22 protein-coding genes are annotated in these 19,630 nt (G+C 65.7%); 21 read left to right on the plus strand and 1 reads right to left on the minus strand.

All coding sequences use genetic code 11. The features are described 5' to 3' along the window. Positions 1–131: 131 nt before the first annotated feature. Positions 132–566 (plus strand): thioredoxin TrxC, encoded by a 435-nt coding sequence (gene trxC, locus BLR26_RS01645; protein ID WP_093377092.1) that lies wholly within the window; start codon positions 132–134, stop codon positions 564–566. Here trxC and BLR26_RS01650 read toward each other — a convergent pair. Next, on the minus strand, positions 563–1,336 hold the full coding sequence (locus tag BLR26_RS01650) for a ParA family protein (protein WP_038997609.1): 774 nt from the start codon (positions 1,334–1,336) through the stop codon (positions 563–565). The genes trxC and BLR26_RS01650 overlap by 4 nt on opposite strands. A 317-nt stretch (positions 1,337–1,653) precedes the next feature. On the opposite strand from BLR26_RS01650, the gene BLR26_RS01655 reads away from it, so the two are divergent. From BLR26_RS01655 to BLR26_RS01750, 20 genes are read left to right on the plus strand one after another with little or no spacing between them, the layout of a single operon-like run. Beyond that, positions 1,654–2,370, plus strand: coding sequence for a beta-ketoacyl synthase chain length factor (locus BLR26_RS01655; protein ID WP_093377095.1), 717 nt, complete (start codon positions 1,654–1,656; stop codon positions 2,368–2,370). Then, a complete protein-coding gene (locus BLR26_RS01660; protein WP_093377098.1) occupies positions 2,346–3,158 on the plus strand; it encodes a lysophospholipid acyltransferase family protein in 813 nt (270 codons plus the stop codon). Before BLR26_RS01655 ends, BLR26_RS01660 begins: the two co-directional genes overlap by 25 nt. Then, complete coding sequence (locus BLR26_RS01665; protein ID WP_010222262.1) at positions 3,133–3,405, plus strand: phosphopantetheine-binding protein; 273 nt, start codon at positions 3,133–3,135, stop codon at positions 3,403–3,405. Before BLR26_RS01660 ends, BLR26_RS01665 begins: the two co-directional genes overlap by 26 nt. Positions 3,406–3,414: 9 nt before the next feature. After that, a complete protein-coding gene (locus tag BLR26_RS01670; protein ID WP_045193926.1) occupies positions 3,415–3,669 on the plus strand; it encodes an acyl carrier protein in 255 nt (84 codons plus the stop codon). Next, on the plus strand, positions 3,666–4,211 hold the full coding sequence (locus BLR26_RS01675; protein ID WP_045193927.1) for a COG4648 family protein: 546 nt from the start codon (positions 3,666–3,668) through the stop codon (positions 4,209–4,211). Before BLR26_RS01670 ends, BLR26_RS01675 begins: the two co-directional genes overlap by 4 nt. Further along, a complete protein-coding gene (locus BLR26_RS01680) occupies positions 4,208–5,887 on the plus strand; it encodes an acyl-CoA synthetase family protein (protein ID WP_045193928.1) in 1,680 nt (559 codons plus the stop codon). The genes BLR26_RS01675 and BLR26_RS01680 overlap by 4 nt, the downstream gene beginning before the upstream one ends. Beyond that, a complete protein-coding gene (locus BLR26_RS01685) occupies positions 5,880–6,614 on the plus strand; it encodes a glycosyltransferase family 2 protein (RefSeq protein WP_045193929.1) in 735 nt (244 codons plus the stop codon). Before BLR26_RS01680 ends, BLR26_RS01685 begins: the two co-directional genes overlap by 8 nt. Next, positions 6,611–7,549: an LpxL/LpxP family acyltransferase gene (locus BLR26_RS01690; RefSeq protein ID WP_045193930.1), complete on the plus strand. Its 939-nt coding sequence runs from the start codon at positions 6,611–6,613 to the stop codon at positions 7,547–7,549. The genes BLR26_RS01685 and BLR26_RS01690 overlap by 4 nt, the downstream gene beginning before the upstream one ends. Beyond that, entirely contained in the window at positions 7,530–9,074 is a 1,545-nt protein-coding gene (hutH, locus tag BLR26_RS01695; RefSeq protein WP_093377102.1) for an HAL/PAL/TAL family ammonia-lyase, read from the plus strand. The genes BLR26_RS01690 and hutH overlap by 20 nt, the downstream gene beginning before the upstream one ends. Then, positions 9,067–9,492, plus strand: coding sequence for an acyl-CoA thioesterase (locus BLR26_RS01700; RefSeq protein ID WP_045193932.1), 426 nt, complete (start codon positions 9,067–9,069; stop codon positions 9,490–9,492). Before hutH ends, BLR26_RS01700 begins: the two co-directional genes overlap by 8 nt. Continuing rightward, a complete protein-coding gene (locus BLR26_RS01705; RefSeq protein WP_093377106.1) occupies positions 9,489–10,088 on the plus strand; it encodes an outer membrane lipoprotein carrier protein LolA in 600 nt (199 codons plus the stop codon). Before BLR26_RS01700 ends, BLR26_RS01705 begins: the two co-directional genes overlap by 4 nt. Further along, a complete protein-coding gene (locus tag BLR26_RS01710; RefSeq protein WP_093377110.1) occupies positions 10,078–12,390 on the plus strand; it encodes an MMPL family transporter in 2,313 nt (770 codons plus the stop codon). Before BLR26_RS01705 ends, BLR26_RS01710 begins: the two co-directional genes overlap by 11 nt. Continuing rightward, a complete protein-coding gene (locus tag BLR26_RS01715; protein WP_093377115.1) occupies positions 12,387–13,547 on the plus strand; it encodes a cation:proton antiporter in 1,161 nt (386 codons plus the stop codon). Before BLR26_RS01710 ends, BLR26_RS01715 begins: the two co-directional genes overlap by 4 nt. Next, the gene (locus BLR26_RS01720; RefSeq protein ID WP_045193936.1) at positions 13,534–14,781 is read left to right on the plus strand and encodes an NAD(P)/FAD-dependent oxidoreductase; all 1,248 of its coding nucleotides are present in this window, start codon (positions 13,534–13,536) and stop codon (positions 14,779–14,781) included. Before BLR26_RS01715 ends, BLR26_RS01720 begins: the two co-directional genes overlap by 14 nt. Beyond that, on the plus strand, positions 14,778–15,521 hold the full coding sequence (locus BLR26_RS01725; RefSeq protein ID WP_093377120.1) for a class I SAM-dependent methyltransferase: 744 nt from the start codon (positions 14,778–14,780) through the stop codon (positions 15,519–15,521). The genes BLR26_RS01720 and BLR26_RS01725 overlap by 4 nt, the downstream gene beginning before the upstream one ends. Next, positions 15,518–16,003 (plus strand): hypothetical protein, encoded by a 486-nt coding sequence (locus BLR26_RS01730; protein ID WP_093377124.1) that lies wholly within the window; start codon positions 15,518–15,520, stop codon positions 16,001–16,003. The genes BLR26_RS01725 and BLR26_RS01730 overlap by 4 nt, the downstream gene beginning before the upstream one ends. Next, positions 16,000–17,199 (plus strand): beta-ketoacyl-[acyl-carrier-protein] synthase family protein, encoded by a 1,200-nt coding sequence (locus BLR26_RS01735; protein WP_093377128.1) that lies wholly within the window; start codon positions 16,000–16,002, stop codon positions 17,197–17,199. Before BLR26_RS01730 ends, BLR26_RS01735 begins: the two co-directional genes overlap by 4 nt. Further along, positions 17,196–17,666, plus strand: a complete 471-nt coding sequence (locus BLR26_RS01740) for a hotdog family protein (protein WP_093377133.1) — start codon at positions 17,196–17,198, stop codon at positions 17,664–17,666. The genes BLR26_RS01735 and BLR26_RS01740 overlap by 4 nt, the downstream gene beginning before the upstream one ends. Further along, positions 17,659–18,387: a 3-oxoacyl-ACP reductase FabG gene (gene fabG, locus BLR26_RS01745; protein WP_045193941.1), complete on the plus strand. Its 729-nt coding sequence runs from the start codon at positions 17,659–17,661 to the stop codon at positions 18,385–18,387. The genes BLR26_RS01740 and fabG overlap by 8 nt, the downstream gene beginning before the upstream one ends. Further along, a complete protein-coding gene (locus BLR26_RS01750) occupies positions 18,387–19,613 on the plus strand; it encodes a beta-ketoacyl-ACP synthase (protein ID WP_093377139.1) in 1,227 nt (408 codons plus the stop codon). The genes fabG and BLR26_RS01750 overlap by 1 nt, the downstream gene beginning before the upstream one ends. The last annotated feature ends 17 nt before the right edge of the window (positions 19,614–19,630 follow it).

The raw sequence follows: 19,630 nt of genomic DNA on the forward strand, positions 1-19,630 counted from the left end.
TACACAAATATAGCAATCTGCGATACTTATCAAAACATTCCGGATAATCGGCAAGCAAGCGGCGGCGGTATTTGTCTTTGCCCGAGAATGCTCTTAGTGTTTCAACATTCTCACCCTTCTCAGGTACTCAAATGAGCGACCCACTACTCATCCCCTGCCCCCACTGCAACGGCCTCAACCGCATCCCCGGCGAGCGTCTTGGCGACAGCCCTAAATGCGGCCGCTGCAAGAACCCGGTGCTGCTGAGCACGCCGTTCGATCTGCAACAGGGCGATTACGCCAGCCAGATCAAGGGCGACCTGCCGTTGCTGATCGATGTCTGGGCCGACTGGTGCGGGCCGTGCAAGTCGTTTGCGCCGATCTTTGCCCAGGCCGCCGCTCAGCTGAGCGGGCGCTGCCGCCTGGCCAAACTGGACAGCGAGGCCAACCAGCAACTGGCCGGGCAATTGGCGATTCGCTCGATCCCCAGCCTGATCCTGTTCAAAAACGGCCGGGAAGTGGCGCGCCAGAGCGGTGCATTCCCACTCCAGCAACTGCTGGAGTGGCTGCGCAGCCAGGGCGTCTAGGCGTTTTCTTCGAGCAGAGCGTGCAGCTCGACAAACTGCTGGGTCAGTTTATGCCGAGGCTCCAGGTGAATCAGCGGCAGGCTGGCCTGGTGTGATTCGCGCATCTTCACCGAGCTGTTGAGGTACACCGGCAGCACCGGCAAGCCCTCGGCGATCAACTCGTCGAGCATCTGCTGGGGCAGGCTGGCGCGGGCCTGGAACTGGTTGACGACGATGCCTTCGACCTGCAGCTCTTCGTTGTGATCGTCCTTTAGTTCTTCGATCTCGGCCAGCAGGCCATACAGGGCCTGGCGAGAGAAGCTGTCGCAATCGAAGGGGATCAGCACACGATCGGCAGCGATCAGCGCCGAAACCGCATAAAAATTCAGCGCTGGCGGAGTGTCCAGGTAGATCCGGTCGTAGTCCTCGTCCAGCTCATCGAGCAGTTTGCGCAGCTTGTTGATCTTGTGCTTAGCCTCAAGCTTGGGCTGCAGGTCGGCAAGCTCGGCGGTGGCGGTCACCACATGCAGGTTGTCGAAGGGCGTTTCGTAGATATCGACCTTGTTCTTCTTGGCAAACGGCCCGGACGACAGGGTCTGCTTGAAGAAGTCGGCAATGCCCATGGGAATGTCCTCGCCGGTCAGCCCGGTGAGGTACTGGGTCGAATTGGCCTGGGCATCCAGGTCGATCAGCAGGGTCCGATAGCCTTCATTGGCACTCACCGCTGCCAGGTTGCAGGCAATGCTCGACTTGCCAACGCCACCTTTCTGATTGAATACCACGCGCCGCATGGAAAGACCTCCGTGTGTCTGGGGATGAGCGAGTATGTGCGGCCAATGACGGCTTGACCAGCCGCCAATGGCTCAAGTTTTCGGCGATCCGACCGAATAAACAACACCGCCATTGGTCGGGAAACCTCGGATCGGTCCGACGAATCTTCGGGACCGCTGTCTGTTGCAGACGACAATCCGTACAACCAATATTTGCTACACACCAACTCCACCGGGATAATGCGCGCCACTCGGCGATTGCGCCACACCCCTGTCAGGTCGTTGTTCCGAGTCACTCCCTCGGCAAGGAAGTCCCTCAGGGCGGGAAGTACAGCTAAGTGATCACATTCAATATCAGCCAGTGGCGCGCGTGGGCGCCAGGCCTGCAGACGGCTGCCGATTGGCAGGCCTGGAGCCAGGCACAGCACTGCCCGGCAGTGGCTGAACAGGCACCGGATGTGTCGTTTTTGCCGGCCATGCAGCGCCGGCGCCTGAGCCGACTGGCGCGCATGGCCTTTGCCGTGGGCTGGCCATTGGCCGAAGGAATGCAGGATTTGCCGCTGGTGTTCGTCTCCCGGCATGGCGAAACCCCACGCACCTTCGAGATACTCAGCGACCTGGCCAACGAGCAGCCGCTGTCGCCAACCCAGTTCAGCCTGTCGGTACACAACGCGGTGATCGGCCTGTGGTCGATCATGCGTGGCGAAACCAGCGAAATGACCGCCCTGGCCGCTGCCGGTGACGGTTTCGAACACGGCGTGATGGAAGCCGCCTGCCTGCTGCGCGAAGGCGCCCCGGCAGTGCTGCTGATAATCACTGAAGAACAGCCGCCCGCGGCCTACGGCCCGTGGATCGATGACGTGCCGTTTGCCTACGCCCTGGGCCTGCTGCTGACGCCTGGCGACGACTGGCAACTGACCCTGGGCGATAACAGCGCCGGCTCAGCCGCGAGCGAACCCCATGCCCTGAGCTGGTTGCGTTGCATGCTCAAGGGCGAAAGCACCTGTACCCACACCTGGAAGAGTCGCACATGGAACTGGCAACGCAAGCCATAAGCAGACCACGCGACGCCTATTACTGGCGCCTGCTCGCCACCGCCGTCAGCTTCCTGCTGTTCGGTGTCGGCGGCCTGTGCCTGCGCCTGCTGGTGTTCCCGCTGCTGGCCTGCCTGCCCGGCGACGGCGTACGCCATCGCCAGCGCGCGCGGCACACCATCAGCTGGCTGTTCTGGCGTTTCATTCGTTTCATGGCCGCCAGCGGCGTGCTCACTTATGAGGTCAAGGGCGCGGAAAGACTCGGCCGCCCGGGGCAGATGATCATTGCCAACCACCCGTCGCTGATCGACGTGGTGTTCCTCATCGGCCTGGTTCGCCAGGCCAACTGCGTGGTCAAGCAGAGCCTCTGGCACAACCCCTGCACCCGCGGCCCGGTGCGTTCGGCCGAATACATCAGCAACGACGGCAGCATGGACATGCTCGACAGCGCCGTCGGCGCACTACAAGGCGGCCAGACCCTGATCATCTTCCCCGAAGGCACGCGCACCCAGCCGGGCCAACCGCCGGCCTTCCATCGCGGCGCAGCGGCCATCGCCCTGCGCGGTGCGCAGATCATTACCCCGGTAACCATCAAGGTCACCCCCAGCACCCTGACCAAGGCCGAACCCTGGTACCGCATACCCCAGCGCCGGGTGCATTTCAGCCTGCAGGTCGGTGCCGACATCGACCCGCAGGCCTTCGCCGCACAAGGCCCCGCCCCGCAGGCCTCGCGCAAACTCAACGACTATTTGCATCAGCACTTCACCAAGGAGCTCGCCGAAGATGAGCGATCCACAGAACACCCTTAACCACGACATCAAGCTGTTGATCATCGACGCCCTGGGCCTTGAAGACATCAGCGCCCAGGACATCGGTGACGAGCAGACCCTATTCGGCGAAGGCCTGGGCCTGGATTCGGTGGACGCCCTCGAACTCGGCCTGGCGATCCAGAAGAAGTACGGCATCAAGATCGACGCCGACGCCAAGGACACCCGTAACCACTTCACCAGCGTGGCCAGCCTTGCGGCTTTCGTCACCGCCAAACAGGCAGCCTGAGACAGCACCATGCAAACCCGCGAAGACATCTTCAACACCCTGCGCGATGCCCTGGTCGAACTGTTCGAACTGGACCCGGCCAGCATCAGCCTGGAATCGAACCTGTACCAGGACCTGGAAATCGACAGCATCGACGCGGTCGACCTGATCGATCACATCAAGCGCCAGACCGGCAAAAAAATCGCCGCCGACGAGTTCAAGGCCGTACGTACGGTCAACGACGTGGTCGAGGCGGTCTACCGCCTGGTCAACAACGCGGCATGAAACGCCTGATCGGCCTCGGCCTGCTGCTGGCCGGTCTGCTGTACCCCTTTGCGGTGCATTTTGGCATGGCCCACTTTGCCCCCTGGCAGTTCGGCCTGTTGCTCGGCGGCCTGTGGCTGGCGCGCGCCTTGAGCGAACCGCAGCGCCCCGGCGGGCACTGGATGGCCGTGGCGGCGATTGCCTTCTGCGCGTTGCTGGCGCTGTTCAACAGCCCGCAGCTGCTGCGTTGGTACCCGGTGTTGATCAGCGCGTTCATGCTTGGCCTGTTCAGCCTGAGCCTGAAATTCGGCCCGCCGGTGGCCGAGCGCCTGGCGCGCCTGCGCGAGCCGCAACTGCCCGAGGTGGCGATCCACTACACACGCCAGGTGACCAAGGTCTGGAGCCTGTTCTTCCTGGCCAACGGCCTGGTCGCCGCCGCCCTGACCCTGTGGGCGCCGCTGAGCTGGTGGACCCTGTACAACGGCCTGATCGCCTACGGGCTGATGGGCCTGCTGTTTGCCATTGAATGGCTGATAAGACAACGCGTGCGAGGACGCTCATGAAATGGATTGCTCTTGAGCAACTGCTGCACCCGAGCGACGCGCCGCGCCCGGTAACCTTCGCCCCGGCGCTGGACCACGCGGGCCTGCGCCAGCAAGCCCTGCAACTGGCCGCTGGCCTTGAGCGCCGTGGTGTGAAGCGCATTGCCGTGCACCTGGAAGACGCCGCCGAGTTGGCCGTGGCCCTGCTCGGCGCCTGGCGCGCCGGCGTACAGGTGCTGCTGCCGGCCGACCTGCAAGTCCAGACCCGCCAGCGCTGGCAAGGCGAAGTCGAGCTGTGGCTGAGCGACCAGGCGCAAGACACTGCGCTGGATGCACTGCTGGAAACGCCCCTGGCCGCTGCCCAACTGGACCTGGACGCTTGCCTGCTGAGCCTGTGCACCTCCGGCTCCAGCGGCGAACCCAAGCGTATCGACAAGAGCCTGCGCCAGCTGGCCAACGAAGTGCAGGCCCTGGAACAGCTATGGGGCACAGAGCTGGGCGCTGCGTGCATCATCGGCAGCGTCGCCGCCCAGCACATCTACGGCCTGCTGTTTCGCGTGCTCTGGCCGCTGTGTGCCGGGCGCCCGTTCGTGCGTCGGCAGTTGCCCTTCCCCGAAGACCTGCAGCGCGCCAGCCGCGAGCACCCGGCCTTTGCCTGGGTGGCCAGCCCGGCGCTGCTCAAGCGCATGGGCGACAACCTCGACTGGCCCGCGTTAAGCGCGGTACGCCGGGTGTTTTCCTCCGGCGGCGAGCTGCCGGCCAGCGCCGCCCAGGCCTTGCACCAGCGCCTGCAGCAATGGCCGAGCGAAATTCTCGGCAGCTCGGAAACCGGCGGCATTGCCTGGCGCCAGGGCGACAGCCTGTGGCAACCCTTTGCCGAGGTGCGCCTGAGCCAGAATGAACAGGGTGCGCTGCGTATCGAATCGACCTATTTGCCACCCGGCCATATCGAGCAAAGCGCCGATGCCGTCGAGTTCACCGCTGACGGGCGCTTCCGCCTGCTCGGGCGCCTGGACCGGATCGTCAAACTGGAAGAAAAACGCATCTCCCTACCAATGCTCGAACAGGCCCTGGTCGCCCACGATTGGGTCGAGGAAGCGCGCCTGGCGGTGATCCAGGAAAACCGCGCCAGCCTTGGCGCCCTGCTGGTGCTCAGCGCCGCAGGCCTGCATGCCCTGCGCAATCAGGGCCGACGCGCACTCACCGAAGGCCTGCGCCAGCACCTCAGCCAGCACTGCGAAGCCCTGGCCCTGCCCCGACGCTGGCGGCTGCTGCGGCAACTGCCGTTCAACGCCCAGGGCAAACTGCCCCAGGCCGAGCTCGAAGCCCTGCTGCTGGCACCACGGCCCAAAGGCCCGGAAGTGCTGAGCCAGGCCGAAGTCAACGGCGAACTGCAGTTGCAACTGGCGGTGTCGGCAGACCTTGCCTATTTCAACGGCCACTTCCCGCAGACGCCGGTACTGCCGGGGGTAGTCCAGGTCGACTGGGCGCTGGCGCTCGGGCAACAACTGCTCGACCGGCCACGCCAGTTCGCCGGCATGGAAGTGCTGAAGTTCCAGCAACTGGTGCGCCCCGGCGACCCGCTGCAACTGACCCTGCGCTTCGATGCCGAGCGCGGCAAGCTCTACTTTGCCTACAGCAATGCCGGGGCAGCCTGCTCCAGCGGCCGCATCGTGCTGGAGGCCATCGGTGAATAAACCCTGCGCGGTGATCCCGGTGTACAACCACGAACTGGCGGTGCCAGCGGTAGTTGCCGACTTGCTCGCAGCCGGCCTGCCTTGCGTACTGGTCGACGACGCCAGCAGCCCGGCCTGCGCCGCCGTGCTGCGCCAGCTGGCCGAACAGCAGCAGGTTTATCTGGTGACATTGCAGGTCAACCAGGGCAAGGGCGGCGCGGTCATGGCCGGCCTGCGCGAAGCGGCACGCCTGGGCTTCAGCCATGCCCTGCAGGTGGATGCCGACGGCCAGCACGACCTGGCCGATGTCAGCCGTTTTCTGCAGCAGTCGCAGGCTTATCCACAGGCGCTGATTTGCGGTTATCCACAGTACGACGCCAGCGTGCCCAAAGGCCGCCTGTACGCGCGCTACCTGACTCACGTGTGGGTGTGGATCAACAGCCTGTCGCTGCAGATTCCCGATTCGATGTGCGGCTTTCGCGTCTACCCGCTGCCGCCGACCCTGGCGCTGATCGATGCGGTCAAGCTCGGCAAGCGCATGGACTTCGACCCGGAGATCCTCGTGCGCCTGGCCTGGCGCAACCAGCCGATGCGCTGGCTGCCGACCAAGGTGCATTACCCGGCCGATGGCCTTTCGCACTTTCGCCTGTTCCACGACAACGCCTTGATCTCGAAGATGCACACCAAGCTGTTCTTCGGCATGTTGCTGCGTGCCCCGGCGATCCTCTGGCGGCGGTGGCAGGCATGAGCAACGGCGAACAACACTGGGCCGACCACCAGGAGCGCGGCAGCTTCTGGCTGATGAAGCTGACCGCCTTCGGTATCAAACTGCTCGGCCGACGCCTGCTCAGCCCGGTGCTGTATGGCATCGTCCTGTACTTCTTCGTGTTTGGCCGCCGCGCCCGGCAGAGCATCTGGCAATACCAGCAGCGCCTGGCCGACTGGAGCGGGCAAGCCGGCCTGCGCCCCAGCCAGCGGCGGGTGTTCGGCCAGTTCATGGCCTTTGCCGAGGCCCTGCTGGACAAGCTCGACGTGTGGAACGGCAAGCTGCGCCTGGAGCAGATCGAAATCGTCGACCCGGCACAATTGCGCACTCAACTGCGCGCCGAGCGCGGGCAGATGCTGGTCGGCGCGCACCTGGGCAACCTTGAAGTCTGCCGCGCCCTGGCCGAGCTCGGCGAGCAAGTGACCATGAACGTGCTGGTGCACACCAAGCACGCCGAACGCTTCAATCGCCTGCTCGGTGAATCGGGGGCGAGCAACCTGCGCCTGATCCAGGTCAGCGAGCTGGACCCGGCGATCATGCTGCAACTGAGCCAGCGCCTGGACCGCGGCGAATGGCTGGCGATTGCCGGTGACCGCGTGCCACTGCATGGCGCGCGCACGGTCGAGACGGATTTTCTCGGCCACCGCGCCGCCTTCCCGCAAGGCCCGTGGTTACTGGCCGGGCTGCTCAAGTGCCGACTCAACCTGTTCTTCTGCCTCAAGCAGCAAGGCCGCTACCAGGTGATTCTCGAACCCTTCGCCGAGGCCATCGAATGGCGCCGCGGCCAGCGCGATCAGGTGATCGCCGACTGGGCCGGGCGCTATGCCGAGCGCCTGGGCCACTATTGCCTGCAAGCGCCGCAGCAATGGTTCAATTTCTACCCTTTCTGGAAGACCGATGACGATGCATCCGCATAAGCCCGTGACCTTCGGCGCGTTGCCGCTGGCAATCGAAGACGTCCTCGCCCTGGCCAATCGCCAGACCGAAACCCGCCTGCAGGACGACGCCGAGTACCGCGCGCGGATTGCCCGTGGCGCGCAGTTCCTCGACTCGCTGCTGGACAAGGAAGGGGTGATCTACGGCGTGACCACCGGCTACGGTGACTCGTGCGTGGTGGCGGTGCCGCTGGAGCATGTTGAAGCGCTGCCCAAGCACCTGTACACCTTCCACGGCTGTGGCCTCGGCCAATTGCTCGATGCACCGGCCACCCGCGCGGTGCTGGCCGCCCGCTTGCAGTCGCTGTGCCATGGCGTGTCCGGGGTGCGCGTCGAGCTGCTGGAGCGCCTGCAGGCGTTTCTTGCCCACGACATCCTGCCGCTGATTCCCCAGGAAGGCTCGGTGGGCGCCAGCGGCGACCTGACGCCGCTGTCCTACGTGGCCGCCACCCTGTCGGGCGAGCGCGAGGTCCTGTACCGCGGCGAGCGCCGCAGCGCCGCCGACGTCCATCGTGAACTGGGCTGGCAGCCGCTGGTGCTGCGGCCCAAGGAAGCCCTGGCGCTGATGAACGGCACCGCGGTGATGACCGGCCTGGCCTGCCTGGCCTTCGCCCGCGCCGATTACCTGCTCAAGCTGGCCACGCGCATCACCGCGCTGAACGTGGTCGCCCTGCAAGGCAACCCGGAGCACTTCGACGAGCGCCTGTTCGCCGCCAAGCCCCACCCGGGGCAAATGCAGGTGGCCGCCTGGTTGCGCCAGGATCTGGCCATCGACGCACCAACCGCGCCGCTGCACCGCCTGCAGGACCGCTACTCGCTGCGCTGCGCACCGCATGTGCTCGGTGTGCTGGCCGACAGCCTGGGCTGGCTGCGCGGTTTTATCGAGACCGAACTGAACAGTGCCAACGACAACCCGATCATCGACGCCGAAGCCGAACGCGTGCTGCACGGCGGGCATTTTTACGGCGGCCATATCGCCTTCGCCATGGACAGCCTGAAGAACCTGGTGGCCAATGTCGCCGACCTGCTCGACCGCCAGCTCGCGCTGCTGGTCGACAGCCGCTACAACCATGGCCTGCCGAGCAACCTGTCGGGCGCCAGCGCCGAGCGGGCGATGCTCAACCACGGCTTCAAGGCGGTGCAGATCGGCGCCAGCGCATGGACTGCCGAAGCGTTGAAGAACACCATGCCGGCCAGCGTATTCTCGCGCTCCACCGAGTGCCACAACCAGGACAAAGTGAGCATGGGCACCATCGCCGCCCGCGATGCCCTGCGCACGCTCGAACTGACCGAACAGGTTGCCGCCGCGACCTTGCTGGCGGCCAACCAGGGTGTCTGGCTGCGCGGCCGCGAAGCCGACGCCCGCGACCTACCGCCAGCACTGGCCCAGATGCACGCCGCGCTGCTCGAAGACTTCGCCCCGGTCATCGAAGACCGTGCCCTGGAAGGCGACCTGCGCCTGTGCCTGAGCCGAATAGCCGAACAACACTGGAGGCTGCATGCGTAGTCAGGGAGTGTTGCACGTCGATAGCGAAGTGCTGGTGCCGTTCTTCGATGTCGACAGCATGCTGGTGGTCTGGCACGGCCACTACGTCAAATACCTCGAGGTGGCGCGCTGCGCGCTGCTCGACAGGCTCGAACACAACTACCTGCAGATGCAGGCCTCCGGCTTCGCCTGGCCGGTGATCGACCTGCAGCTGCGCTATGTGCGTGGCGCCACCTTCGGCCAGCGCCTGAACGTGCGCGCCAGCCTGGTGGAGTGGGAGAACCGCCTGAAGATCAACTACCTGATCAGCGATGCCGTCACTGGCGCACGCATGACCCGCGCCAGCTCGGTGCAGGTCGCGGTCGAGATCGCCAGCGGCGAGATGCAACTGGCCTCGCCGCAGGTGATGATCGACGCTGTGAACAAGGTGCTGCCATGAAGACGCTGTTGCGTGGCCTGCTGTGCCTTGGCCTGCTGGCCAGCTGCACCCTGGCCCACGCCTTTGGCCTCGATGACCTGAGCAAGCAACTGGGCGAACCTGCGGTCATCAAGGGCCCGTTCATCCAGGAAAAGCACCTGCGTGCCCTGCCACAGCCACTGGTCAGCAAAGGCCAGTTCGTGCTCGCCCGTGACCATGGCCTGCTGTGGCTGCTGCAAACGCCGCTCAAGCAGGACTACCGCCTCAACGCCCAGGGCATCGCCCGCCGCGACCCGTCCGGCTGGCAGATGCTGCCGGGCAAGAGCGCCGGCGCCGAGCAGAACCGCCTGTTCTTCGCCGTGCTGCAAGGCGACAGCAGCGGCCTGCAGCGTGACTTCGAGCTGAGCCTGCAAGGCGATGCCCAGCACTGGCAACTGCGCCTGACTCCGCGCTCGCTGCTGCTCAAGCAGGTGTTCAGCCAGATCGATATCGAGGGCGGGCGCTACGTCGAACGCATCCAGTTGCTGGAAACCCAGGGCGACAGCACGGTGCTACGCATGCCATCGAGCAGCAGCGCCAGCCTGACCGACACGGAGCGCCGCGATTTTGCCGAGTGAGCGCCTGTTGCCACGGCTGTTTTTGTTGTTGCTGATCGCTGTGCTGGCCCTCGCCGGCTGGCAATGGCACCGCGCCGCGCCGTTGTCTGCCGACCTGATGACGCTGGTGCCCGGCGCCACCCAGGACCCGCTGATGCAACGCGCCGAACAGCGTATGCAGGAGCCGCTGAACCGCGAGATGCTGGTGCTGGTCGGCCATCCCCAGCGTGACCAGGCCATCGCCCTGGCCCAGCGCCTGGCCGGGCAATGGCAGGCCAGCGGCCTGTTCGAGAAGGTCCAGTGGAGCCTGCAAACCGACCTGCAGGCATTGCGCGAGCAGTTGCTGCAAGGGCGCCTGGCGATGCTCTCGCGCGCCGACCGCAGCAGCCTGGTCGATAACCCGCAAGGCTTTATCGAGCAGCGCGTGCAGAGCCTCTACGATCCCTTTGCCGGCTTCAGCCTGGTGCCCAGCCAGGACGACTGGCTGGGCCTGACCGGGCGCATCCAGAACAGCCAGCCACGCCCTGCTGCGGTACAACTGGACACCGCCAGCGGCGCGCTGCTGGCCGAGGCCGACGGCCAGCACTGGGTGCTGCTGCGCGCGCGCACCCTGGGCAATGCGTTCGACCTGCAACTGCCGCTGCAGGTCGCCGACCTGCTCGCCGCCAGCCGGGTTGAAGCCGGGCAGCGCGGCGCCCGCCTGCTGGCCGCCAGCGGCTTGCTGTATGCCGCCAGCGGCCAGCGCCAGGCCAGCCAGGAAATCACCTGGGTTGGCGGCGGCGCCACGGTCGGCATCCTCTTGCTGTTGCTGCTGACGTTCCGGCGCCTGCGGGTGTTGCTGGCGTTCATGCCGGTGCTGGTCGGCATGCTGTTCGGTGCGGTGGCCTGCGTGGCGCTGTTCGGCCAGATGCACGTGATGACCCTGGTGCTCGGCTCAAGCCTGATCGGTGTCGCCGTCGACTACCCGCTGCACTACCTGTCCAAGAGCTGGAGCCTGCGCCCCTGGCGTGCCTGGCCGGCCTTGCGGCTGACCTTGCCGGGCCTGAGCCTGAGCCTGGCCACCAGTTGCATCGGCTACCTGGCCCTGGCCTTCACGCCGTTCCCGGCCCTGACCCAGATCGCCGTGTTTTCCGCCGCCGGCCTGGTCGGCGCCTACCTCAGCGCCGTGTGCCTGCTGCCGGCATTGCTCAAGGGTATCGAGCTGCAGCCGGCGCAATGGCCGCTGCGCATTGCCCAATGGTTGGTGGACCTGCGTCTGAAGCTACTGAACAACGTGCCAAGCCCGGTGTTGCTCGGCCTGCTGATCCTGTTTTGCGCGGCGGGCCTGTGGCAGCTGGACAGCCGCAACGACATCCGCCAGTGGGTCGGCAGCCCGCCGCAACTGCTCGAAGAAGCCCAGGCCGTGGCACGCATCACCGGTTACCAGCCCACCAGCCAGTTCTACCTGGTTCGCGGCGCCGACCAGACGCAGTTGCTGGGTCGCCTGCAAGCGCTGAGCACGCGGCTCGATGAACTGGTCGAAACCGACAAGCTCAAGGGCTACATGGCCCTCAGCCAACTGGTCGCCAGCCCTGCCGAGCAGCAACAGGTACGCGATGCACTGGGCAGCCTGCCACTGCAGCCGCTGCTGGCCCTGGGCGTACCGCAAAGCGCGTTACAGGCGGAACTGGCAAAAGTGCAGGCCTTGCCTACCCTCGACATCGATCACGCCCTCAGCGGCCCGCTGGGCGAGCCCTGGCGCACCCTGTGGCTGGGCGCCGATGGCCAGGGCGTGGCCGCCATCGTCAGCCTCCAGGGCTTGAACGATCCGGCATTGCTGCGCCTGCAAGCCGACGACCTCGACGGCGTGCAACTGGTCGACCGCCTCGGCGACCTCAACCGGGTGTTTGCCGCCACCCAGGTCAGCGCCGCCGAGCTCAAGCTGTTGTCGTGCGCGCTGATCGTGGTGTTGCTGATCCTGCCGTTCGGCCTCGGCGGTGCCCTGCGCATCGTCGCCCTGCCGCTACTCGCCGCGTTGTGCAGCCTGGCCTGCCTGGGCTGGCTGGGCCAGCCGCTGACCCTGTTCAGCCTGTTCGGCCTGCTGCTGGTGACCGCCATCAGCGTAGACTACGCGATCCTCATGCATGAGCAGATCGGCGGCGCCGCCGTCAGCCTGCTCGGCACCCTGCTGGCGGCGACCACCACCTGGCTGTCGTTCGGCCTGCTGGCGGTGTCGAGCACCCCGGCGGTGAGCAACTTTGGCCTGGCGGTGAGCCTCGGCCTGGCCTTCAGTTTTGTCCTGGCGCCCTGGGCTGCCACCGGCCACAAGGAACAGGCGGCATGAGTATCGTGTTGTTCTGGGTCCTGGCCCTGGCACTGTTCTGGATCGCCAGTGAGCTGGGCCGGCGCCTGGGGCTGATCCCGATTGTCAGCCAGTTGTTGCTGGCGACCCTCGGCCTGCCGCTGCTGATGCTGTTCTGGGTCGAGCCGCACTGGCAGCTCAGTGGCGCTGCGCTGGTGGCGCCGTCCTGGCTGAAAACCCTGTATGGCCTGAGTTTCGCCCTGCTGCTGGGGCATATTCTGGCTGACGTGGTGGAGCTGAAGTTCGACCGCCAGAGCCTGAAGATCGCCCTGCCGAGCTTCTTGGTGCCCTTTGCCTGTGGCCTGGCCTGCGGCGCCTTGCTGCTGCCGACGCAGCCCTGGCTGACCACCCTGGCGCTTGGGCTGGTGTTCGCCATCACCGCCATTCCGGTGCTCTACCTGTACCTGCGCAACATTGACTATCCGCCCGCAGCGACCCGGCGTCTGATGCAGTCGGCGATCCTCATCGACCTGACCTGCTGGCTGCTGTTTGGCCTGGGCAAGGGTAGCCTCGACCCCGTGAGCCTGCTGCTGCCCGTGCTGGGCGCCTGCCTGCCGCTGCCACTGTACGCCCTTGGCCTGCGCCGGCCGTGGGTCTACAGCCTGGGCTTTTTCGCCCTGCTGTTCGTTGCCGAGCACTACCGCCTCAATGCGTTGATCTTCGGTATCGGCTACCTGTGCTGCCTGGCCTGGCTCAAGCTGCCACTGCACATGCCGCTGTCGGCGCTGTGGATAAAACACCTGCAGAACGGCATTGCGATCCCGTTGATCATGACCTTCGGCATCATCCAGATCGATATCCACAACGTGCTGCAGGGCTTCGATGCCATCCAGTTGAGTGCCTTGCTGCTGTTACCGATCGTCAGCAAGCTGCTCGGCAACTGGCTGGGCCTGTGCTGGGCGACGCCGTCGTTCGCCGGCGCGAGCAAATGGCGGGAAAGCCTGCTGCTCAATATTCGCGGCTTGAGCGAGATCGTCTTTCTCAACCTGCTGCTGCAACAACAGCTGATCAGCCCGGCGCTGTACTTCGCGCTGATGCTGATGAGCCTGGTCGCCACGCTGATGCCCGCGCTGGCCGGCCTGCACCGGATTCCATTGAAGACTGCCCAACCGGCAAGGAGGCCTTATGCCGAACACTGAACTGCAACAACGGCAGGTATTGATCATCGGCGCCGGTCCGTCCGGCGCCATCGCCGGGGCCTTGCTCAAGCGCAATGGCCACGACGTACTGATCATCGAGCGCCAGCGCTTTCCGCGCTTTTCCATCGGCGAGAGCCTGCTGTCGCACTGCATCGACTTCGTCGAGGAAGCCGGCATGCTCCCGGCCCTCGAAGCGGCAGGCTTCCAGCGCAAGAACGGCGCGGCCTTCGCCTGGGGCGAGGAATACAGCGCGTTTGATTTTGGCGACACCTTCAGCAACGGCAAGCCAAGCACCTTCCAGGTCCAGCGCGCCCAGTTCGACCAGTTGCTGGCCGACCAGGCCGCTGCCCAGGGCGTGGAAATCCGCTACGAAGAAGAGATCATCGCCGCCGACTTCGAGCGTGCCCGCCCGCAGCTGCGCGTGCGCCGCCTGGATGGCAGCGAGTACCGCGTCGAAGCTGAGTTTGTCCTCGATGCCAGCGGTTATGGCCGCGTCCTGCCGCGCCTGCTGGACCTCGAAGCGCCGTCGAGCTTTCCGGTGCGCCAGGCGGTGTTCACCCACATCGAAGACCGCATCGACCACCCGGCGTTCGACCGCGAAAAAATCCTCATCACCACCCATCCGCAGCACCGCGATATCTGGTTCTGGACCATTCCCTTCAGCAACGGCCGCTGCTCCCTGGGCGTGGTCGCCGCCGCCGAGCACTTTGCCGCCGCGCCGGCTGACCTGGATGCCTGCCTGAAAGACTTCGTCGCCCAGACCCCAAGCCTGGCCAAGGTGCTGGCCAACGCCGTGTGGGACACCCCGGCGCGGACCATCGGCGGCTACTCGGCCAACGTCAAGACCCTGCACGGCCCGGGCTTTGCCCTGCTCGGCAACGCCGCCGAATTCCTCGATCCGGTGTTTTCCTCCGGGGTAACCATCGCCATGCGCTCGGCGAGCATGGCCGCCGGCGTGCTGCACCGCCAGCTGCAAGGTGAAAACGTCGACTGGCAGAGCGAGTTCGCCGAGCCGCTCAAGCGCGGCGTCGATACCTTCCGCGCCTATGTCGAAGGCTGGTACAACGGCAGCTTCCAGGACGTCATCTACCACCCGGCCAGCTCGCCGGAAATCCGCGCGATGATCAGCTCGATCCTCGCCGGTTATGCCTGGGACCCGCGCAACCCGTTCGTGGCCGAGCCCAAGCGGCGCCTGCGCATGCTCGCCGAAGTCTGTGCAAGGACGGCAGCATGAGCCAACAACCCTTCCTCAGCGACAGCTACGTCGAGGAAACCCGCTTCGGCTTCTGGTTCCTGCGTAGCCATACCTGGCAGCACCACGTGCTGCGGGTGGCGATCAACGACCTGCGCCGGCTGTTCGACGCGCCGCTGCCGCAAGCACCGGTGCTGCTCGATGCCGGCTGCGGCCAGGGCAAGTCGTTCCAGTACCTGCAGCAGGTGTTCAGCCCCGGCCAGTTGCTGGGCACCGACGCCGACCCGCACAGCCTCGAACTGAGCCAGGCCGAGGCCCGGCGCCTGGGGCTGAATGTCGAGCTGCGCGGCAGTGACTGCGCGGCCTTGCAGTTTGCCGACAACAGCGTCGACATGCTCTTTTGCCACCAGACCTTCCACCACCTGGTCGAGCAGGAACAGGCCCTGGCCGAGTTCTACCGGGTGCTCAAGCCCGGCGGCTACCTGCTGTTCGCCGAGTCCACCGAAGCCTATATCGACACCTGGGTGATCCGCTGGCTGTTCCGTCACCCCATGCATGTACAGAAAAGCGCCGAACAGTACCTGCAGATGCTGCGCGACCAGGGCTTCGAATTCGGCGCGCAGAATGTCTCTTACCCGTACCTGTGGTGGAGCCGTTCCAGCGACTTCGGCCTGCTCGAACGCTTCGGCCTGCGCAAGCCACCGCCCGTCGGCCAGCGCGAAGAAACCCTGGTCAACGTGGTGGCGCGCAAACCATTGAACCCCACCGAGCCGAGTGCATGAAACGCCTGTTGCTGATCCTCGCCTTTGCCCTGCTGAGCGCCTGCGCCAGCCGGGTGCCGCTGCCCACGCAAATGCCGGCGCTGCCGCTGCCGATGCAGCTGCATATTCAGCGCCAACAGGCGGGGCAAAGCCAGGACTGGCTGCTGGTGATCCAGCGCGAAGACGCCAGCCTGCGCTGGTCGTTGCTGGACTTGCTGGGCATTCCGCAGGCACGGCAGTTGCTCAACGACGGCCAGTGGCAAGCCGATGGCCTGCTGCCACCCAACCCGGGTGCCCGTGAACTGTTCGCCGCCCTGCTGTTCGCCATGACCCCGGCCGAGCAGGTGCAAACGCTCTACCCCGGCGCCCGCCAGCAAGGCCAGCAACGCTGGCTGGGTGAGCGCTGGCATGTCGACTACCGACAAGCCGACGACTTCACCTTGAACCTGGGCCAGGGCCTGCGTTATCTAGTCAGCCCACTGCCCAGCGAGAACACGCCATGACCGCTTACCTCAATGCCCTGGGCCTGGTCTGCGCCCTCGGGCGCGGCCAGGCCGAAGTTGCCCGCAAACTGTTTGCCGGCGACTGCTCTGGCATGCGCGTGGAGGAGGGCTGGGTAGCGCAGCGCAGCCTGCCGGTAGCAGCCGTGCACGGCGAACTGCCCGAGCTGCCTGCCGGCCTGCAGGCCCACCAAAGCCGCAACAACCAGTTGCTGCTGGAGGCCTGCCTGCAGATCAGCTCAGCGATCGAAGCGGCCATCGCCCGCTTTGGCCGCCCGCGCATCGGTATCGTCCTGGGCACCAGCACCTCGGGCATCAAGGAGGCCAGCGAGGGCATCGCCCACTACCTGCGCGAGCAACAATTTTCGCCCAGCTACGACTATGCCCAGCAGGAGCTCAGCGCCCCGGCCAATTTCCTTGCCGACTGGCTGCAACTGAGCGGCCCGGCCTATGTGATTTCCACCGCCTGCACTTCCAGCGCCCGGGCCTTGATGAGCGCCCGGCGCCTGCTCGACCTGGGGCTGTGCGATGCGGTGATCTGCGGCGGTGTCGACAGCCTGTGCAAGCTCACCCTCAACGGCTTCAGCGCCCTCGAGGCGGTGAGCGCCGAGCGCTGCAACCCGTTCTCGGTCAACCGCAATGGCATCAACATCGGCGAAGCGGCGGTACTGTTCCTGATGACTCGCGATACCAACCACGAAGGCCCCGGCATTGCCCTGCTCGGTGCCGGTGCCAGCTCCGATGCGCACCATATCTCGGCGCCAGAGCCCGGCGGCAAGGGCGCCTTGCAGGCCATGCGCAAGGCGCTGGACAATGCCTGCCTGCAACCACAAGACATCGACTACCTGAACCTGCACGGCACCGCCACCCGGCACAACGACGCCATGGAAAGCCTGGCCGTGCATGAACTGTTTGGCAGCCAGCTGGCCTGCTCGTCGAGCAAGCCGATGACCGGCCACACCCTGGGCGCCGCCGGTGCACTGGAAGCGGCGTTCTGCTGGCTGAGCCTGGCCGCCGGCAATACCGAAGGGCGCCTGCCGCCGCATGTCTGGGATGGCGTCGATGACCCGCAGTTGCCAGCCCTGAACCTGGCCGATGCCAGCCAGCGCCTGCCGGCCAGCGGCCCGCGACGCCTGATGAGCAACTCGTTCGCCTTCGGTGGCAACAATGTCAGCCTGATTCTCGGAGACACCCCATGATCACCTGGCCACTGGCCGAACTGCTGCCGCACGCCGGCGACATGATCCTTATCGATCAGGTCGAGTCGTTCGATGAAGAGCAGATCCATACCCACCTGACCGTACGCCCCGGCGGCCTGTTCAACCGCGCCGACGGCAGCCTGCCGGCCTGGGTCGGCATCGAGCTGATGGCCCAGAGCGTGGCCGCCTATGCCGGTTGCCGCGCGCGCCAGCAAGGCCAGCCGGTGGAGCTGGGCTTTTTGCTCGGCACGCGTAAATTCGAATGCAATGTCGAACATTTCCCTGCCGGTGCCCACTTGCGCATCCATGCCCTGCGCTCGCTCGAAGACGACAACGGCATGGGCGTGTTCGAGTGTCACCTGCGCGGCCCGGGCATCCATGCCATGGCCCGTTTGAACGTTTTTCGCCCGCCGCAGGTGGCCAGCTACCTGGCCGAAGCGGGCCCTGAGGAGTCCCCCCATGACTGACACCATCCTGGTCACCGGTTCCAGCCGTGGCATTGGCCGGGCCATTGCCCTGCGCCTGGCGCACGCCGGTTTCGACCTGGTCCTGCATTGCCGAAACGGGCGCAGTGAAGCCGACGCCGTTGCCGCAGAAGTCCGGGGCCTGGGCCAGCAAGCCCGCGTGCTGCAGTTCGACGTCGCCGACCGCGCCGCCTGCGCGGCCATCCTCACTGATGACGTAGAAACCCACGGCGCCTACTACGGTGTGGTCTGCAACGCCGGCCTGACCCGCGACGGCGCCTTCCCGGCGCTGACCGAAGACGACTGGGACCAGGTGCTGCGCACCAACCTCGACGGTTTCTACAACGTCCTGCACCCACTGATGATGCCGATGATCCGCCGGCGCAAAGCCGGGCGTATCGTCTGCATCACCTCGGTGTCGGGCATGATCGGCAACCGTGGCCAGGTCAACTACAGCGCCTCCAAGGCCGGCGTCATCGGCGCCGCCAAGGCCCTGGCAATCGAGCTGGGCAAGCGCAAGATCACCGTCAACTGCGTTGCCCCGGGGTTGATCGATACCGCCATGCTCGACGAGCACGTACCGGTTGAAGAGCTGCTGAAGATGATCCCGGCACAACGCATGGGGACCCCGGAAGAAGTCGCCGGCGCGGTGAACTTCCTGATGTCGGCCGAAGCCGCCTACATCACCCGTCAGGTGCTGGCGGTCAACGGAGGCCTGTGCTGATGAAACGTGTGGTCGTCACCGGCATGGCCGGTATCACCTCGCTGGGCAGCGACTGGCAGACCATTGCCGGCAACTTCGCCAGCAACCGCAGCGGCATTCGCCGCATGGATGAATGGGACCGTTTCGAGGAGCTCAATACGCGCCTGGCCGGCCCCATCGACGATTTCAAGGTGCCGAGCGGCTGGACCCGCAAGCAGCTGCGCAGCATGGGTCGGGTCTCGCGCCTGGCCGTGGCGGCAGCGCAGAACGCCCTGCGCGACGCCGGCCTGCTCGACGACCCGTCGATCCGCGACGGGCGCATGGGCGTGGCCTGCGGCTCGTCCACCGGCAGTACCGACGAGATCAAGGCGTTCGGCAACATGCTGCTCAACTCGGTGGCCGAAGGCCTCAACGCCAACTCCTACGTGCGCATGATGCCGCACACCACCGCAGCCAATATCAGTATCTTCTTCGGCCTCACCGGGCGCCTGATCCCGACCTCCAGCGCCTGCACCAGCGGCAGCCAGGGCATCGGCTATGCCTATGAAGCGATCAAGTTCGGCCGCCTGCCGCTGATGCTCGCCGGCGGCGCCGAAGAGCTGTGCCCGACCGAGGCTATGGTCTTCGACGCGCTGTACGCCACCAGCCTCAAGAACGACACCCCGCACAAGAGCCCGAGCCCCTACGACAGCGGTCGCGATGGCCTGGTAATCGGCGAAGGCGGCGGCATGCTGGTGCTCGAAGAGCTCGAGCACGCCCTGGCCCGGGGCGCGCACATTTATGCCGAGATCGTCGGCTTTGGCAGCAACGCCGACGGCCAGCACACCACCCGCCCGGAGCAGGCGACCATGCGCCGGGCCATGGAGCTGGCGCTGGAAGACGCAAACCTCACGCCGGCTGCCATCGGCTACGTCAACGGCCACGGCACCGCCACCGAGCAGGGCGACATCGCCGAAACCCTGGCCACCAGCAGCCTGTTCGGCCCGCGCATGCCGATCAGCTCGCAAAAAAGCTTCCTCGGCCACACCCTCGGTGCTTGCGGCGCGCTGGAGTCCTGGTTCAGCATCGAGATGATGAACAGCGACCGCTATGTGCACACCCTCAACCTTGAGCACATCGACCCGCGCTGCGGCGAGCTGGACTACCTGTGCGGCGAGTTTCGCAGCATGAGTCACGACTACGTGATGAACAACAACTTCGCCTTTGGCGGGGTCAACACCTCGCTGATTTTCCGCCGCTGGACCTGACCTCAAACCTGCTGGAG

It is taken from the genome of Pseudomonas sp. UC 17F4, from assembly GCF_900101695.1.
Taxonomy (GTDB): Bacteria; Pseudomonadota; Gammaproteobacteria; order Pseudomonadales; family Pseudomonadaceae; genus Aquipseudomonas.

Excerpts from the sequence above, each read along its gene's own strand:
- trxC (WP_093377092.1), top strand. The coding sequence starts at position 132 with ATGAGCGACCCACTACTCATCCCCTGCCCCCACTGCAACGGCCTCAAC.
- BLR26_RS01650 (WP_038997609.1), bottom strand. The coding sequence starts at position 1,336 with ATGCGGCGCGTGGTATTCAATCAGAAAGGTGGCGTTGGCAAGTCGAGC.
- BLR26_RS01660 (WP_093377098.1), top strand. The coding sequence starts at position 2,346 with ATGGAACTGGCAACGCAAGCCATAAGCAGACCACGCGACGCCTATTAC.
- BLR26_RS01665 (WP_010222262.1), top strand. The coding sequence starts at position 3,133 with ATGAGCGATCCACAGAACACCCTTAACCACGACATCAAGCTGTTGATC.
- BLR26_RS01670 (WP_045193926.1), top strand. The coding sequence starts at position 3,415 with ATGCAAACCCGCGAAGACATCTTCAACACCCTGCGCGATGCCCTGGTC.
- BLR26_RS01675 (WP_045193927.1), top strand. The coding sequence starts at position 3,666 with ATGAAACGCCTGATCGGCCTCGGCCTGCTGCTGGCCGGTCTGCTGTAC.
- BLR26_RS01680 (WP_045193928.1), top strand. The coding sequence starts at position 4,208 with ATGAAATGGATTGCTCTTGAGCAACTGCTGCACCCGAGCGACGCGCCG.
- BLR26_RS01690 (WP_045193930.1), top strand. The coding sequence starts at position 6,611 with ATGAGCAACGGCGAACAACACTGGGCCGACCACCAGGAGCGCGGCAGC.
- hutH (WP_093377102.1), top strand. The coding sequence starts at position 7,530 with ATGACGATGCATCCGCATAAGCCCGTGACCTTCGGCGCGTTGCCGCTG.
- BLR26_RS01700 (WP_045193932.1), top strand. The coding sequence starts at position 9,067 with ATGCGTAGTCAGGGAGTGTTGCACGTCGATAGCGAAGTGCTGGTGCCG.
- BLR26_RS01705 (WP_093377106.1), top strand. The coding sequence starts at position 9,489 with ATGAAGACGCTGTTGCGTGGCCTGCTGTGCCTTGGCCTGCTGGCCAGC.
- BLR26_RS01715 (WP_093377115.1), top strand. The coding sequence starts at position 12,387 with ATGAGTATCGTGTTGTTCTGGGTCCTGGCCCTGGCACTGTTCTGGATC.
- BLR26_RS01720 (WP_045193936.1), top strand. The coding sequence starts at position 13,534 with ATGCCGAACACTGAACTGCAACAACGGCAGGTATTGATCATCGGCGCC.
- BLR26_RS01725 (WP_093377120.1), top strand. The coding sequence starts at position 14,778 with ATGAGCCAACAACCCTTCCTCAGCGACAGCTACGTCGAGGAAACCCGC.
- BLR26_RS01730 (WP_093377124.1), top strand. The coding sequence starts at position 15,518 with ATGAAACGCCTGTTGCTGATCCTCGCCTTTGCCCTGCTGAGCGCCTGC.
- BLR26_RS01735 (WP_093377128.1), top strand. The coding sequence starts at position 16,000 with ATGACCGCTTACCTCAATGCCCTGGGCCTGGTCTGCGCCCTCGGGCGC.
- BLR26_RS01740 (WP_093377133.1), top strand. The coding sequence starts at position 17,196 with ATGATCACCTGGCCACTGGCCGAACTGCTGCCGCACGCCGGCGACATG.
- fabG (WP_045193941.1), top strand. The coding sequence starts at position 17,659 with ATGACTGACACCATCCTGGTCACCGGTTCCAGCCGTGGCATTGGCCGG.
- BLR26_RS01750 (WP_093377139.1), top strand. The coding sequence starts at position 18,387 with ATGAAACGTGTGGTCGTCACCGGCATGGCCGGTATCACCTCGCTGGGC.